At 63.0% G+C, this 12,747-nt stretch carries 11 protein-coding genes and 1 tRNA gene; 3 read left to right on the top strand and 9 right to left on the bottom strand.

Going from position 1 to position 12,747, the window contains the following annotated elements:
* The first annotated feature begins 76 nt into the window (after positions 1-76).
* Positions 77-973: a transcription initiation factor IIB gene (locus NED97_RS01050; protein WP_252488893.1), complete on the top strand. Its 897-nt coding sequence runs from the start codon at positions 77-79 to the stop codon at positions 971-973.
* 54 nt (positions 974-1,027) lie between these two features.
* Here NED97_RS01050 and NED97_RS01055 read toward each other — a convergent pair whose 3' ends face one another.
* Positions 1,028-3,130, bottom strand: coding sequence for a minichromosome maintenance protein MCM (locus NED97_RS01055; RefSeq protein WP_252488894.1), 2,103 nt, complete (start codon positions 3,128-3,130; stop codon positions 1,028-1,030).
* An 86-nt stretch (positions 3,131-3,216) separates the two neighbouring features.
* A complete protein-coding gene (locus NED97_RS01060; RefSeq protein WP_252488895.1) occupies positions 3,217-3,888 on the bottom strand; it encodes a DUF502 domain-containing protein in 672 nt (223 codons plus the stop codon).
* A 339-nt stretch (positions 3,889-4,227) separates the two neighbouring features.
* On the opposite strand from NED97_RS01060, the gene NED97_RS01065 reads away from it, so the two are divergent.
* Entirely contained in the window at positions 4,228-4,476 is a 249-nt protein-coding gene (locus NED97_RS01065; RefSeq protein ID WP_252488896.1) for a hypothetical protein, read from the top strand.
* Between the two features lie 116 nt (positions 4,477-4,592).
* Here the strand turns inward: NED97_RS01065 and NED97_RS01070 are convergent, their stop codons facing one another.
* Together NED97_RS01070 and NED97_RS01075 are read right to left on the bottom strand one after the other, a co-directional pair.
* Positions 4,593-4,787 carry a cold-shock protein gene (locus NED97_RS01070; RefSeq protein WP_252488897.1) on the bottom strand — a complete coding sequence of 65 codons (195 nt, stop codon included), beginning with the start codon at positions 4,785-4,787 and terminating at the stop codon, positions 4,593-4,595.
* Positions 4,788-5,487: 700 nt separating this feature from the next.
* Positions 5,488-5,560, bottom strand: a tRNA-Pro gene (locus NED97_RS01075).
* Between the two features lie 83 nt (positions 5,561-5,643).
* Here NED97_RS01075 and NED97_RS01080 point away from each other — a divergent pair.
* Positions 5,644-5,901: a pro-sigmaK processing inhibitor BofA family protein gene (locus NED97_RS01080; protein ID WP_252488898.1), complete on the top strand. Its 258-nt coding sequence runs from the start codon at positions 5,644-5,646 to the stop codon at positions 5,899-5,901.
* A gap of 190 nt (positions 5,902-6,091) precedes the next feature.
* Here the strand turns inward: NED97_RS01080 and NED97_RS01085 are convergent, their stop codons facing one another.
* From NED97_RS01085 to NED97_RS01105, 5 genes are all read right to left on the bottom strand, one after another.
* Positions 6,092-6,754 (bottom strand): MBL fold metallo-hydrolase, encoded by a 663-nt coding sequence (locus NED97_RS01085; RefSeq protein WP_252488899.1) that lies wholly within the window; start codon positions 6,752-6,754, stop codon positions 6,092-6,094.
* Between the two features lie 157 nt (positions 6,755-6,911).
* Positions 6,912-8,978, bottom strand: coding sequence for a DEAD/DEAH box helicase (locus tag NED97_RS01090; protein WP_252488900.1), 2,067 nt, complete (start codon positions 8,976-8,978; stop codon positions 6,912-6,914).
* Positions 8,979-9,329: 351 nt separating this feature from the next.
* The gene (locus NED97_RS01095) at positions 9,330-10,448 is read right to left on the bottom strand and encodes an ABC transporter substrate-binding protein (RefSeq protein WP_252488901.1); all 1,119 of its coding nucleotides are present in this window, start codon (positions 10,446-10,448) and stop codon (positions 9,330-9,332) included.
* A 53-nt stretch (positions 10,449-10,501) separates the two neighbouring features.
* The gene (locus tag NED97_RS01100; protein WP_252488902.1) at positions 10,502-11,359 is read right to left on the bottom strand and encodes an ABC transporter ATP-binding protein; all 858 of its coding nucleotides are present in this window, start codon (positions 11,357-11,359) and stop codon (positions 10,502-10,504) included.
* Complete coding sequence (locus tag NED97_RS01105; RefSeq protein WP_252488903.1) at positions 11,359-12,468, bottom strand: FecCD family ABC transporter permease; 1,110 nt, start codon at positions 12,466-12,468, stop codon at positions 11,359-11,361. The genes NED97_RS01100 and NED97_RS01105 overlap by 1 nt, the downstream gene beginning before the upstream one ends.
* Positions 12,469-12,747 lie beyond the last annotated feature (279 nt).

Consider the following 12,747-nt stretch of genomic DNA (forward strand, 5'->3'; position numbering starts at 1 on the left):
TCGGCGCATTCTGGGTGAATCTCATAGTTTAAATAAGATGACTACACTCATTAATACTAACTGGTGACAATTACCGATGGCTAGAACGGAGTCGTCCGCTACCTGTCCCGAGTGCGACGGTCGACTACGGAAAGCGGGAACCGAATTCGTCTGCGAGGAGTGTGGTCTCGTCTCCGACGAGGACGCGATCGATCGCGGTCCCGAGTGGCGTTCGTTCGACGACGGAACGGACCGACGGCGCACCGGTGCGCCGCTGACGCGCTCGAGGCACGACCGCGGACTCTCCACCGAGATCGGATACAGTAGTGGGTCGGGCTACCGCTCCCGTCTGACCGGCCGCAAACGCCGACAGATCGCCCGGCTTCGACGCGAACACAACCGCGCCCGGATCTCCTCGAAGGCGGATCAGAACCAGGTGTACGGATTTACCGAAATCAGACGCGTGAACGCACTCCTCTCGCTCCCGGACTCCGTCCGAGAGCAGGCGTGCACGCTCTTCGACTCGGCCCAGTCCGAGGGACTCCTTCAGGGACGTTCGATCGAGGGCTTCGCCGCGGCAGCGATCTACGCCACGTGTCGGACGAACTCGTTCGCTCGAACGATCGACGAGATCACCGACGCCGCTCGCGCCGACGCCGCCGAACTCAAGGCCGCCTACGACGCGCTGAACCGCGATCTCGGGCTTCCGACCGGCCCGATCGATCCGACGCAGTACCTGCCGCGCTACGCCTCGAAACTCGACCTCGAGACGGCCGTCGAGCGCCGCGCCCGCGAGCACGTGACCGCGCTCCTCGAGAACGGATCGATCGGCGGCCGCAATCCGAGCGGCGTCGCTGCGGCGTGTCTGTACAGGGCTGCCGGCGAACGCGAGGAGTGGCCGTCGGTTACCCAGACCGACGCGGCCGCGGTCGCAGACGTTGCACCCGCGACGATCCGGTCGACGGTAACGACGCTCGAGAACCAGGGTCGTTAGGCGATTCGAGGACCGGTACGACTCCCGATGTGCAGAGTTGCCGGATCGCGGTCGTCACGTCGTCCGGAGGTTGTCCGTACTCGGCTCGTAGACCTCGCCTTTCTGTTTGAGTTTGTCGATCTCGTGTTCGGCTTTCGACTGGTCCATCCCGATCTCCTCGGCCCGGTCGAGCACGATGTCGACCGGCGCACCGTCGTCGTACTCCTCCTCGATGTCGCTGATCAGCTGTTTGATGTTCTTGATCCGGTCGCGCTGGGATTTCGAGGTTCCAGCTTCGACGATGTCCGCGTCGAACTCGCCCGTCTCGGGGTCGACCCCGATATCCTGCAGACAGGAGCGAACGATCTCGATAACCCGGTTCGCGTCCGACTCCTCGACCGTGTCCGACAGCCGCACGCGAGCGCTGGCCTCCGAGAGCCGCACGAGCGCCTCGAGTTTCCGCGCCGTCACCGGGATCGGGGCGTCGTCGTCGGTCCCTTTCGACCGCAGATCGACGTAGAAGTCCCGGATCGCGTTGCGGGCCACCTCCGTCATTCGAGGGTGACAGTTCTGTTTCGCGTAGGCGATGTACTTGCGCAGGAGTTCGGCGTCGATCTCGGGGTCGACCTGCTCGGTCATCTCCTCGATCTCCTCGGTCGAGACGTCCATCGACGTCATCTGCTCTTGCTGGGTCGTCAGCTCACCCGCGTAGTTCGTCGTGATGATGTGTTCGGCGAGGTTGCGGTCTTTCTCCTCGTCGGGTTCGTCGGTAACCGTGAAGATCAGGTCGAATCGCGAGATGAGTGCCGGCTCGAGGTCGATCTGCTCGCTGATCGGTTCGTAGTGGTCGAAGCGACCGTACTTGGGGTTCGCTGCGCCGAGGAGCGAGCAGCGGGATTTGAGGGTCGCGTTGATCCCCGCCTTCGAGACCGAAATCTTCTGTTGCTCTAAGGCTTCGTGCATTGCACTTCGGTCCTCCGAGCGCATCTTGTCGAGTTCGTCCACCGCCGCGATTCCCTGATCGGCGAGGACGAGTGCGCCGGCCTCGAGCGTCCACTGCTGGCCGTCGCCGAAGTCGTCGCGAACCGCAGCGGCAGTAAGCCCTGCAGAGGACGAGCCTTTACCGGACGTATAGACGGCTCGAGGCGCAATATTCTGGATATAGCCGATCATCTGCGACTTACCGGTACCCGGATCCCCGATCAGGAGCATATGCAGGTCCCCGCGGATCCTCGAGCCGTCCGGTAACTGCTTCGTTACGCCCGAGAACAACTGGAGGATCATCGCGAGTTTCTCCTGTTCGTAGCCGTAGATCGAGGGAGCGATGGAGGCGACCATCTTCTCGTAGATGTCCTCGCTCGAGGAGAGCCGGACGATTTCCTCTTTGTCCTCGTCGGTGATGTCCATGTCCTCGAACTGTTCTTCGTCGATGTCGACGGACATCCCCTCCATGTAGAAGTCGAAGACGGGCGATTTCTCCTGCTGGTCGCCCTGTTGCTCGAGTCGGAGGACGCCCGTCGCGGAGACGTGGTCGCCGGGGGTGACCTCGCCGGTGATGTCGTCTTCGATGTGAACGTCGAGTGACTGCGGAGTTTCCCCGCCGCGAAGCCCCTCGGGACTCTCCTGCATCCGGAGCTTCTGGGAGTCGACGAACTCCGACTGGTCGAAGTTCACCTTGAACGGTCCCTGTCGCTCACAGCCCTGGCACTCGTGCGGTTCCTGGAAGTCCCCGCTGGACTGGGGAATCCGGCTCAGGGTGCCACAGAGCTGGCACTCGAAGGCGGCTTCCTCGATCTTCGGACGGACGTCGGTGGCTTTCCGGACGATGCCGTAGACCTGCACGAGGGAGTTCATATCCCGGGCGCGAATCTCCCGGATCTCGGGCGACTCGGTATCGGGGAGATTTCGAATCCGGACGTGGGCCTGACCGAGGCTGACGTCGATCGGGAGGTCGTACAGCCGCAATGCCTCCTCGGCGTAGCGCTGGAGCTGTTCGGGCTGGTTCAGGACGTCGTCGGCGAGGTTCGGATCGTACCGGTAGAGGTCCTGCCAGTCGACGTGCAGCGATCGCTGTTCGTTCGGATACTGCTGCGCAAGCTGTTTGATCTCGTTGTCGTAGTAGTTGCGGAAGAACTGCTCGAACGAGTCGACGAGTTCAGAATTTCCCGCTTGCGCCATTGCACTCTCGTAGGGTCGCCATCGTGTATAAATGGTTGCAAAGCGGAGCGAAACTGGTCGCCGGCGGACGCTCGGTCCTCGGAAGCCTATCGGCGAGAGCCGGCTTTTATCGGGGGATCGTCGGCTGTCGGCTCACCGAGTTCGTCGACGGCCACCCCGAGGGTAGCGGTCGAGCGCACGGCTTCCTCGACGGTGACGTCGACGTCGTAGACGTTTTCGGCCGGAACGTGCATGATGTACCCGTTCGTCGTCGGGTTGGGGCCGAGTGGGATCATGAGCGTCACCAGCGTCTCTTCTTCCACGTTGCGTTCGATTTTTGCCGGCGTATCCGCCGTCAGAAATCCGAACATGTACGCACCCTCGTGCGGGAACTCGACGAGTTTGACGTCCCGGAACTGCTCCGTCTCGTCGTCGGCCAGAACGTCACTGGCCCGTCGGACGGTCTCGTAGACGGTACTCACCCCAGGAATCGTCTCCATCGTCGCGTGAACTCGTTTCGAGAGGTGTTTCCCCGGCGTCTGCTCGGCCACGACCCCGATCAGCATGAAGAACGCGAACAGCGAGAGCAGCGTCGCGAGCTGAATGACGACCGTCGGCGGTTCGTTCGGCCAGACGTACGCGACGCCGTCGACGATCGGCGAGAGAATGCCGAGAACGAAATCGACGACGACCAGCAACACGAGCAGGGTGACGACCAACGGAATCGTGAGGATGATGCCGTTGACGAGCCATCGCTTGAGCGGTCCCGAGACCTCCATAACACTGCCCGCGTAGGAACCGTCCGATAGAAACCGTTCGGCTTGCAACCCACTCGTGCCCTCACCGGCTCCGCAGTTACTCGAAGCGCTCGCCGGTGTTCGCACGGGTGTCTTCAAGGGCTTGCGTTGGGTCCAGTAGCTATTTATGTGGTCTCGGTTCCAACTAGAACGTAGGCCCTGGAGGGTGGCGCGTTGCCCGACGGCTACCTTTTCCAGGGTCACTCTGCTCCGGCGAGAGTCATCCGGTCCCGTTCGTCCTGAACCGAGTGCGGCTCCCAAAAATCCCGGCCGCTGGCAGCTCAGAGGTGTGCTTTTATCTCTCGGGTGCCTACCTTCCTCATGAGTCCCAGTTCGTCGTTACGTTCGGAGACGCAGCATCGGGCGCTGCTGCTGCGTCTCGAGACGCTTACCGCCCGGCTCGAGGCGGCGGAAACTCGTCAACAGCAACTCGAGCGGACGGTCGCGGGGCTCGCCCGCGAGACCGGTGTTTCGGTCGGCTCGACGTGTACCCGCTGTGACCGGAGCAGTATCCTGATGAAATCCGGATTCATGTACTGCCCGGAGTGCGGGTACAAGCACTCGCTCTGAGACGGTGCCCCTCGAGCAGCTCGCTGCGCTCGGTGGTAAAATAGTGGTAACAGGACAACGCTGCCTGTGTTAGAAGTTACGCGGTGTCGCTCGATGGCGACAGTGCGAAACCGTAATTACGAGCGAACGACGTTCGTTGCGCGCGGGCCCTTGGGGGCCTGTTCGATATCGAATTCGATCTCAGTACCTTCCGTGAGATCGTCACCGCCGACGTCTTCCATGTGGAAGAACACGTCCTCGTCTGCGTCCTCAGTCTCGATGAATCCGTAGCCGCCTGTGTCGTTGAAGAAGTCAACCGTACCGTTTGCCATTACGATTATATCCAGGCCGACTGCACGGTTAAGGGTTTGCATTCGTCCTCATCGGACGGATATTTTCGGACGGTCGGTTCTAAGAGTTGCACAATATCGTATATTCGACCATATGCAATCGGGTCTGAGTGACTGCGGTGCCCATCTCGGCACAACGAATGCGTGCTTCCGCGGGATCCGCAGTTCTCCCGCGGTCGCGCTGCAGTCGGTCCGGGACACCGATTGTTCGTCGGTTTCCCGGCTCGAGTTCGAGCCGAACAACGGCTGCCAACCGTGATATCGATATTTTCTGTCCTACGGACCGATCGACGCTCTCGGGGTTGCAAAGCGGATCCTGTTCGAGTACCAGCGAACTCGCCAACGACCCCTTCGTTTCGTATCGAGTTCTCAGCCCGTGATAATTTGTGACACTCGAGTGTGCAGTCTCTCGGCGCTGACACTGCCCTCGAGGCGAGGACTCCGCAACATGATCGCCCCTCACGTGCTGGCTACGGTCGGCGTAGCTCTCGAGCGGTTGCTAAACTCTGTGTGAACGATGAACCCAAAGCAGCAAACTCACCACTTTACGTCTCTGCTGTCGGGGATCGCCCGGACTTGAACCACGTTGAGACGCGCCCGCTTCGCCGTGCGCGTCTCGTCCACTTCAGAATCCGCGCTCTTCCAATTGCAGGTGCTCACGAATTTGTTCGCAGCAGCAATATGGGATCGCCCGGATTTGAACCGGGGTCACGGGCACCCAAGGCCCGAAGTATACCAGGCTAACCCACGATCCCGTACCCATCCTTTCGGGTGGACCTCTTAAAGCGTTTCGTTCTGTACCGAACTGCTTTCCCTTCTCGATTCCCTACTGTCGACTATGATTACAGGACTCGAGATTCTCCTGCTAGTGCTCGTTCTCGTCGCCGTACTGGGCGCGTCGACGCTCATTCGGACGGTCAGACCCTTCATCGTCAACACGGCCGTCGGACTGCTTGTGTTGTTTCTCGCCCAGGCGGTGTTCGGACTCACGGTCGCCGTCACACCCATCGCCCTCGTGATCGTCGCGCTCGGCGGGCTTCCCGGCTCGCTGCTCGTCATTCTGCTCTCGCTGTTCGAGATCGCCTTCGTTCCGTAACCGGACCGCCGTCGATCGTTTTGTTCGATCCTGGCTCCCGCCCGTACTCGATTCGCTCGCCCGCTCGAGGTGACGTACGAACCAGTGGTCTCGTTCGCCGGCCTTTCGCCGGTTACTATCGCTAAGTAGCCGCTGACAGTCGCTACACACCCGATCGCGCGACGGCTGTGCGATCGGTCTGTGAATCGTTTCAGTCGGTACTGTGGAGCGTTTCGATGACGTCGGTCCCTTGCTCGACGAATCCGCCGTGATAGCACAGCGTCCGCTCGATGTCGAGAGGAGACAGCTTTCGAATCGAGTCGATCGCCTCCGCTTCGTCGAGCGGTCCTCGCGGGCCCGCGAGTCGCCCCTCCGGCGCGTGCAGGGCGTCGCCCGAGAGCAGCAACCGTTCCTCCTCGAAGTACAGCGACAGGTGGCCGGGTGCGTGACCGGGCGTGTGAAGGAGCTCCATCGGTCCTGCGATCGTGCTGAACCGATCCCCCTCGGTGAGCGTGATGTCGACCGGAACGGACGGATACCGTCGATCGTCCATCTTGATCGGCTCCATCCGTCCGTCGACGTACGGGGCGCATTCGCGGTGAGCGATCACGACGGGATCCGCTCGGTCGACCACGTCCGCGAGTCCGCCGGCGTGGTCGACGTCCTGGTGGGTGAGCAGCGTCGCCCACACGTCGTTCCAGTCGAACCCGGCCGCCTCGAGGCCTGCTTCGAGCTGGTCGACGATTCCGGGACAGCCGGCGTCGATCAGGACGATCCCCCGGTCGGTTTCGACCGCTGCCGGGTGTAGCGTCACGTCTCGGTCCTCGAGTTCGAGCGTCACTGGAACGGTGTAAACGCCATCGGCGAGTTCCATCCCTAACCTGCCTCCGACGATCCACTTAATAGTTAGGCTACTTACCTGTCTGCTGGGGAAACACTATGCCGGTCTCACTTTCCGATCGCCCGCATCACGCTGGTGTCCGACTGCTGAAGATAGCGTGAGGACGACTCCGAATCGGATTCGGACCGCTCTACAGGTCCTCGTCGCGCAGTTCGATGTCTGCGATCAGTTCGTACGGGTGGGCCTCCTTCCGGATTCCGTCGACCAGCGTGAACGCCTCGCCGGGAGACAGGAAGTGCTCGGTCACGACCTGTCCGAGCGGCGTCGGCTCGAAGCCGTCGATGAAGTCGTACTGCAGCAGTTTCCCGATGGCGTGTTTCGTCGGCACCTGGCCGAGCATCCGATCGTTGAGCGACTTGGCGGCTCTGCCGCCGACCGTGATGTTCGCCAGCGTCTCCTCGACGGCGGCGTCCTCGTCGTAGTGGGTCATCACCGACTCCATCTCCCCCTTGAGCAGCTTGAACGCGACCTCGTCCTCGGACATCTCCATCGAGTTGTGGTACGAACAGTCGGGTTCGACGAGCACGTACACCTTCCCCTTGTCGTGGTAGTCCGGTCGGCCCGCCCGGCCGAGCATCTGGTGGAACTCCTGGACGGAAAGCCACTCGATCCCCATCGCCAGCGAGTCGAAGACGACCTGCGAGGCCGGGAAGTCAACCCCCGCTGCGAGGGCGGCCGTCGTGACGACCGCCGAAAGCTCCTGCTCGCCGAACTGCCGTTCGACCTGCTTCCGGCGCTTGTAGTCCAGGCCCGCGTGATACGGCGCGGCGGAGTACTCGAGCTTCCGACTGATCTCGTGACACCGCCTGCGGGAGTTCGTGAAGATGATCGTCTGCCCGCGATACCCCTTCGAGGACTCCGTGTCGAACTCGCGTTTGACAAGTTTGTTCTCCACGCGCACCTTCTCCTGGCCGTCGGCGAACGTGACGTGGCGCTCGATCGGGACCGGGCGCTCCTCGAACTCGATGAGCTTCGACTCGAGCGTGTCGGCGAGCTGTCTAGGGTTGCCGACGGTCGCCGAGAGGTAGACCCACTGCGCGCCTCCGTAGTCGTCCCGCCGTTTCGCGCGCTGCTCGCAGGTGTACTTGAGCCGCGAGATGAGCCCGTCCAGTCGGTGGCCGCGCTCCTCTTCCTTGAGGGTGTGGACCTCGTCGATGACGACGGTCCCGATGTCGCCCATCTCCTTGCCCGTCCGCAGGGCGTGGTCGATCCCCTCGTAGGTGCCGACGATGACGTCGGCGTTGGGGTCGAACCGGTTGCCGTTGTCGCTGATCCGGCTCGCGCCGACGCGAATGGAGACGTCGACGAGGTGGCCGTACTCCTCTTCGAAGTCCTCGTGTTTCTGGTTCGCGAGCGCGACGAGGGGAACGAGAAAGAGCATCTTTCCCTCGCCCTTGAGCACGCGATCGAGCCCGGTCAGCTCCCCGACGAGGGTCTTCCCGGTCGCCGTCGCCGAGACGACGAGCTGGTCGTCGCCCTCGAAGAGGCCGTTCTCGACCGAGAGGCTCTGGACCGGCAGCAGGGTCTCGAACCGATCCTCGAGCAGTTCCTGGAGGTCCGGGTGCAGATCCAGCGAGTCCGTTCGGACGGGGTCGACCTCGTCGGTCGTCGCCGAAATCGTGTCGAACTTCGTCAGGTCGGGATCGAGCTGTCCCTTCAGCAGGTTGACGATCCGTTCTAAGTCCTGGACCTCCATCATGAGGTCCTCGAGTCGGTCCTTGGCGGCGCCGGTCACCCCGCCGCCGCCGGCGTAGGAGAGCTGTCGCTCGAGTTCCTGACGGGCGCAGTCCCGACAGATCCAGTCGTTGTCGTCTTTGACCGCGGTCTCGGTGGTGATCGGCGAGTACCGACCCGCGGAGGCGCAGTAGCGGCAGGTCCGGACGGTCTTAGTCTTGTCCTCGAGCTGGTAGCCGCCGAACATCTCTTCGAGTTCGCGGCGCCCCTCGGGAGAGGTCTGCTCGGAGATACGGATGCGCTTCGTGCGGCGAGCGAGTTCGACGAACTCGTCGGGCTGACGGGGTTCCTCGGTCGAGCCCTGCTTCAGCCGGAACTTGGCGGGACGCGGTCCCGCGGAGGTCTCCGAGAGCCCGAGTTTTGCCCGGAACAACCGCTTGCCGTCCCGCTGAACGACGACGAGGTAGTCGTCACCTGTCTGATGACAGAAGATCGTTTCGACGTCCTGGACCTGCTGCGACACGACGGCAACTAAGGCGGGACGGTATTTCAGCGGTTCGGACTCGACTGACCGGTTCTATTACGGTCGTGACTGCGGCGGGGACCCCACCGGACGCGAGCGATCTATACCCGCACGAAAACCCTCGATGAGTTACATGCCCGGTGCGCCGGGCTCCACGATCGATGACGCCGAGTCCGGAGGAGGGTATTCCCTCGTTCGAGAATCCAGTCGGACCGAACCGCAGTACCGTCCGCGAGAGCCGACCGCTGTGGGGCCGCCTCGAGCGTCAATCGCCGTCAGGAGCCCCCTCGGGCGTCGGCTTCTGTCGAACGCTCGAGCGATTCCGGCCGAAGCGACCGCCGCGATACTCGATTAACTGTTTCCGTTGACGATATCGCTGACGGCCTGCGGGTCGAACAGTTGCTCGTCGACGTCGTAAACCTGTTCGGCCGCGCGCTGCGTGACGACGAGATTCGTGATCGGGCCCTGATAGAGCGGGCCGCCGCGGTAGACGTCGCCGTTCTGGACGGCGGTCAACTCGCTGCCGGCGTTGTCGGCTTCCATGTCCGCGACGACGGTCTCCCGGAACTCTTCGGCGCTCGAGTCTTCGTGTCCACGACACAGGATGATCTCGGGGTCGATCTCGAGCAGCGTCTCGTAGTCCACTTGGCCGCGCGAACTGTGGAAGTCGTCGACGTCGCTCTCGGCGAGGGCGTCGCGAACGCCGAGATCGTGCCACTGTTTGAAGCTCGTCCCCTCGCTGATGACGTACGGGAGGAACGTGCCGTCGCCGTTCGGCCACAGGACCGCGACTTCGGGTCGCTCGTCTTCCGGCGGGACGACGTCCTCGAGCGCCGACTGGAACTCGTCGTGGAGGCTCTCGAACGCCTCGTAGCGCTCTTCTTCCTGGAATACCTGGGACAGTTTCTCGAAGGCCTCGTACAGCGTGAGGTACTCGTAGTCGTCGTGCCACTCGTACTCCCTCGAGAAGATGCTGTTGCCGAAAAACGGCGCGACCTGCTCGACGTCGTCGATGTCGCTCTCGTCCCAGCCGTCGTACCGATTCTGCAGGAAGTTGGGATCGATGACGTGGACGTCGGCCTCGTAGTCGTAGAACTTCTCCTTGTCGACGCCGTCGCCGTCCTCGTACAGCGCGTCTATCGACCCTCCGTCGACGCTGACGTCCGGGATCTCGTCGTAGTAGTGCGCGTGATACCGCGACGGCATCCAGAGCGCCTCCGGCGGATCCTGCCCCAGCGCGACGCCCATGTCGGCCCAGCTGCCGTTGTTGGCGACCCACGTCTCCGGGGTGCTCTCGAACTCGACGTCGCCGACCGGCGGCATCGTTACCGTGTGCGATTCGTCGTCCGACGAACTACCGCCGTTACCGTCGTCTCCCCCGCTGATACAGCCGGCCAGTGCGATCCCGCCGGCGAGCGTTCCACCCGTTCGAAGGACGGTCCGTCTCGTCCAGTTCCGTTTGTCGGCCATCATGTTTTAGGCTGGCCTAAAAATATAAAGTTCTTCCGACTGACCGCCAGTCGTTATCGTTCCGGTAGCGCTCGCTTGGGTAGCACCTGGAGCTCGGGATCGTACGTGACGGTGGCTTCGATGCCGAAGACGTCGGCGAGCAGTTGTTCGGTCACGACCTCCTCGGGCGGCCCCCAGTCGTACAGTTCGCCGTCACGCATCGCGACCAGGTAGTCCGCGAAGCGGGCCGCCTGCGAGATGTCGTGGAGGATGACGGCGACGGTGACTCCCTTTCGTTCGTTGAGCTGGCGAATCGTCTCGAGAACGCGAAACTGGTGGTGGATGTCGAGGAACGTCGTCGGCTCGTCGAGCAACAGCACGTCGGTATCCTGTGCCAGCACCATGGCGATCCAGGCGAGTTGCTTCTGGCCGCCGCTCAGCTGGCCGAGTTCGGCGTCGCGGAGCTGTTCGATCCCGGCCAGATCGATCGCGCGTTCGACGGCCTCGTGGTCCTCGCCGCTGACGCCGTCGAAGAAGCCTCGATACGGGTAGCGGCCGTGATAGACGAGGTCTTCGACGGTGATCGAATCCAACGGATCGTTCTCCTGCGAGAGGACGCCCAGTTCGCGCGCCAGCTCTTTCCGGTCGAACGAGTCGAGCTCTTCGCCGTGGATCGTGACCGCTCCCGCGTCCGGTTCGAGGTGGTTCGAGAGCGCTTTCAGGAGCGTACTCTTTCCGCTGCCGTTCGGTCCGACGAGCGCGGTCACCGCCTCCTTGGGGATGTCGAGGCGCGCACAGTCGACGATGGTCTCCTCGCTCGTCGGGTAACTGAGTTCGAGGCCGTCGCCGACCAGTGCGCTTTCGACGGCGACGCCGTCACCATCGGTGATCCGTTCCCGCTCTCGGTCCGCGTTCTGCTGTATTCGTGCCATTATAGCTCACCCATCGATTGCTGCTTGCGCATCAGATAGAGGAAGTACGGGCCGCCGATCAGGCCGGTGACGACGCCGACGGGCATCTGGGTGCCCCCCAGTGCGAGTCGCGCGGCGACGTCGGCGGTGACCATCAGCGCGGGACCGGCGAAGACGCAGCCGATCATCAGCTGTCGGTAGTCGCTTCCCACCGTGTTCCGCACGATGTGGGGGACGACGAGGCCGAAGAAGCTGACGATACCCGCGATCGCGATGGCGACGCTCGCGGCCAGGATCGCGAGGGCCGAGAGGAAAAATCGAACCCGCTCGACGCGCATGCCGAGCGATCGGGCGGTGTTCTCGCCGAGCATCAGCACGTTCAGTTGCCGTGCGCCGGCGACCGCGATCGTGATCGAGAGGATCGCCGGCAGGATCGCGATCCGGACCTCCCCCCAGCCGGTGCCGGTCAGCGACCCCGTGATCCAGGCGATCGCGCTCTGGACGACGCCCAGATCGTCCGCGAAGAAGAACAGCCCCTGCTGGAGCGACTGAAAGACCATGTTGACGATGACGCCGGCGAGCACGAGCCGCACGGGGCTCGTCCCGCCCTTCCAGGCGATCGTGTAGACGATCACGAACGCGAGCGTTCCGCCCAGCGCGGCGATCAGTGGCAGGAACGGCGAGAGGCCGCTGAAGACGACGAGCGTCGCCAGAACGGCGAACCCGGCACCCGAACTGACGCCCAGTACGAAGGGGCTCGCCAGTTCGTTGCGCGTTACGGCCTGAAAGACCGCCCCGGAGACCGCGAGCGTCGCACCGGCGATGATTCCGACGAACACCCGCGGCAGTCGGAGGCTCCAGACGACGACGCTTCCGGTACTCATGTCCGGCACCTCCGTTCCGAACAGGAACGCCGACCAGGCCTCGAGATTGAAGATCACTGCGGGGTTGAACACCGCCTTCCAGGCCTCGACGAACGTCATCGAGTACTCCCCGAAACTCACCTGTATCAGTCCGGCGACGACGGTAACGACCGTACTCGCCAAACAAAAGAGGACGAGCGTTCCCGTCACCCACCCCTCTCGCTCCCGGGCGGGTGCGTGTCCGCCGACCGACTTCGCTTCTCCCATCGTTATTTAGGTGTGCCTAAAAGGAGTATAGTAGTTGCGGTTGCGAGACGGAATGACAAATAACGAATACAAACGGTCGTTCGTCTCCGTCCGGTACTACCGGTGCCGATCGTCCCCGTCCGACGATACCGTCGCTCGAGCGGGCTGATTTCACCTGCCCCGAAACGGACCACCGAGCGCACCGTCCCGCCCGGCCACGCCCCGACCCCGGTCGCAGCGGCGTCGCGCCCCGCCGACCGATACCGAACTCGCTTTTCTCGGGGCCGTACGGCTCCGATC

Origin of the sequence: Natronococcus sp. CG52 (assembly GCF_023913515.1) — an archaeon.
Taxonomy (GTDB): Archaea; Halobacteriota; Halobacteria; order Halobacteriales; family Natrialbaceae; genus Natronococcus; species Natronococcus zhouii.

What these genes read in the sequence shown, in the direction of transcription:
- NED97_RS01050 (WP_252488893.1), top strand. Translation starts at nt 77, where the DNA reads ATGGCTAGAACGGAGTCGTCCGCTACCTGTCCCGAGTGCGACGGTCGA.
- NED97_RS01055 (WP_252488894.1), bottom strand. Translation starts at nt 3,130, where the DNA reads ATGGCGCAAGCGGGAAATTCTGAACTCGTCGACTCGTTCGAGCAGTTC.
- NED97_RS01060 (WP_252488895.1), bottom strand. Translation starts at nt 3,888, where the DNA reads ATGGAGGTCTCGGGACCGCTCAAGCGATGGCTCGTCAACGGCATCATC.
- NED97_RS01065 (WP_252488896.1), top strand. Translation starts at nt 4,228, where the DNA reads ATGAGTCCCAGTTCGTCGTTACGTTCGGAGACGCAGCATCGGGCGCTG.
- NED97_RS01070 (WP_252488897.1), bottom strand. Translation starts at nt 4,787, where the DNA reads ATGGCAAACGGTACGGTTGACTTCTTCAACGACACAGGCGGCTACGGA.
- NED97_RS01080 (WP_252488898.1), top strand. Translation starts at nt 5,644, where the DNA reads ATGATTACAGGACTCGAGATTCTCCTGCTAGTGCTCGTTCTCGTCGCC.
- NED97_RS01085 (WP_252488899.1), bottom strand. Translation starts at nt 6,754, where the DNA reads ATGGAACTCGCCGATGGCGTTTACACCGTTCCAGTGACGCTCGAACTC.
- NED97_RS01095 (WP_252488901.1), bottom strand. Translation starts at nt 10,448, where the DNA reads ATGGCCGACAAACGGAACTGGACGAGACGGACCGTCCTTCGAACGGGT.
- NED97_RS01100 (WP_252488902.1), bottom strand. Translation starts at nt 11,359, where the DNA reads ATGGCACGAATACAGCAGAACGCGGACCGAGAGCGGGAACGGATCACC.
- NED97_RS01105 (WP_252488903.1), bottom strand. Translation starts at nt 12,468, where the DNA reads ATGGGAGAAGCGAAGTCGGTCGGCGGACACGCACCCGCCCGGGAGCGA.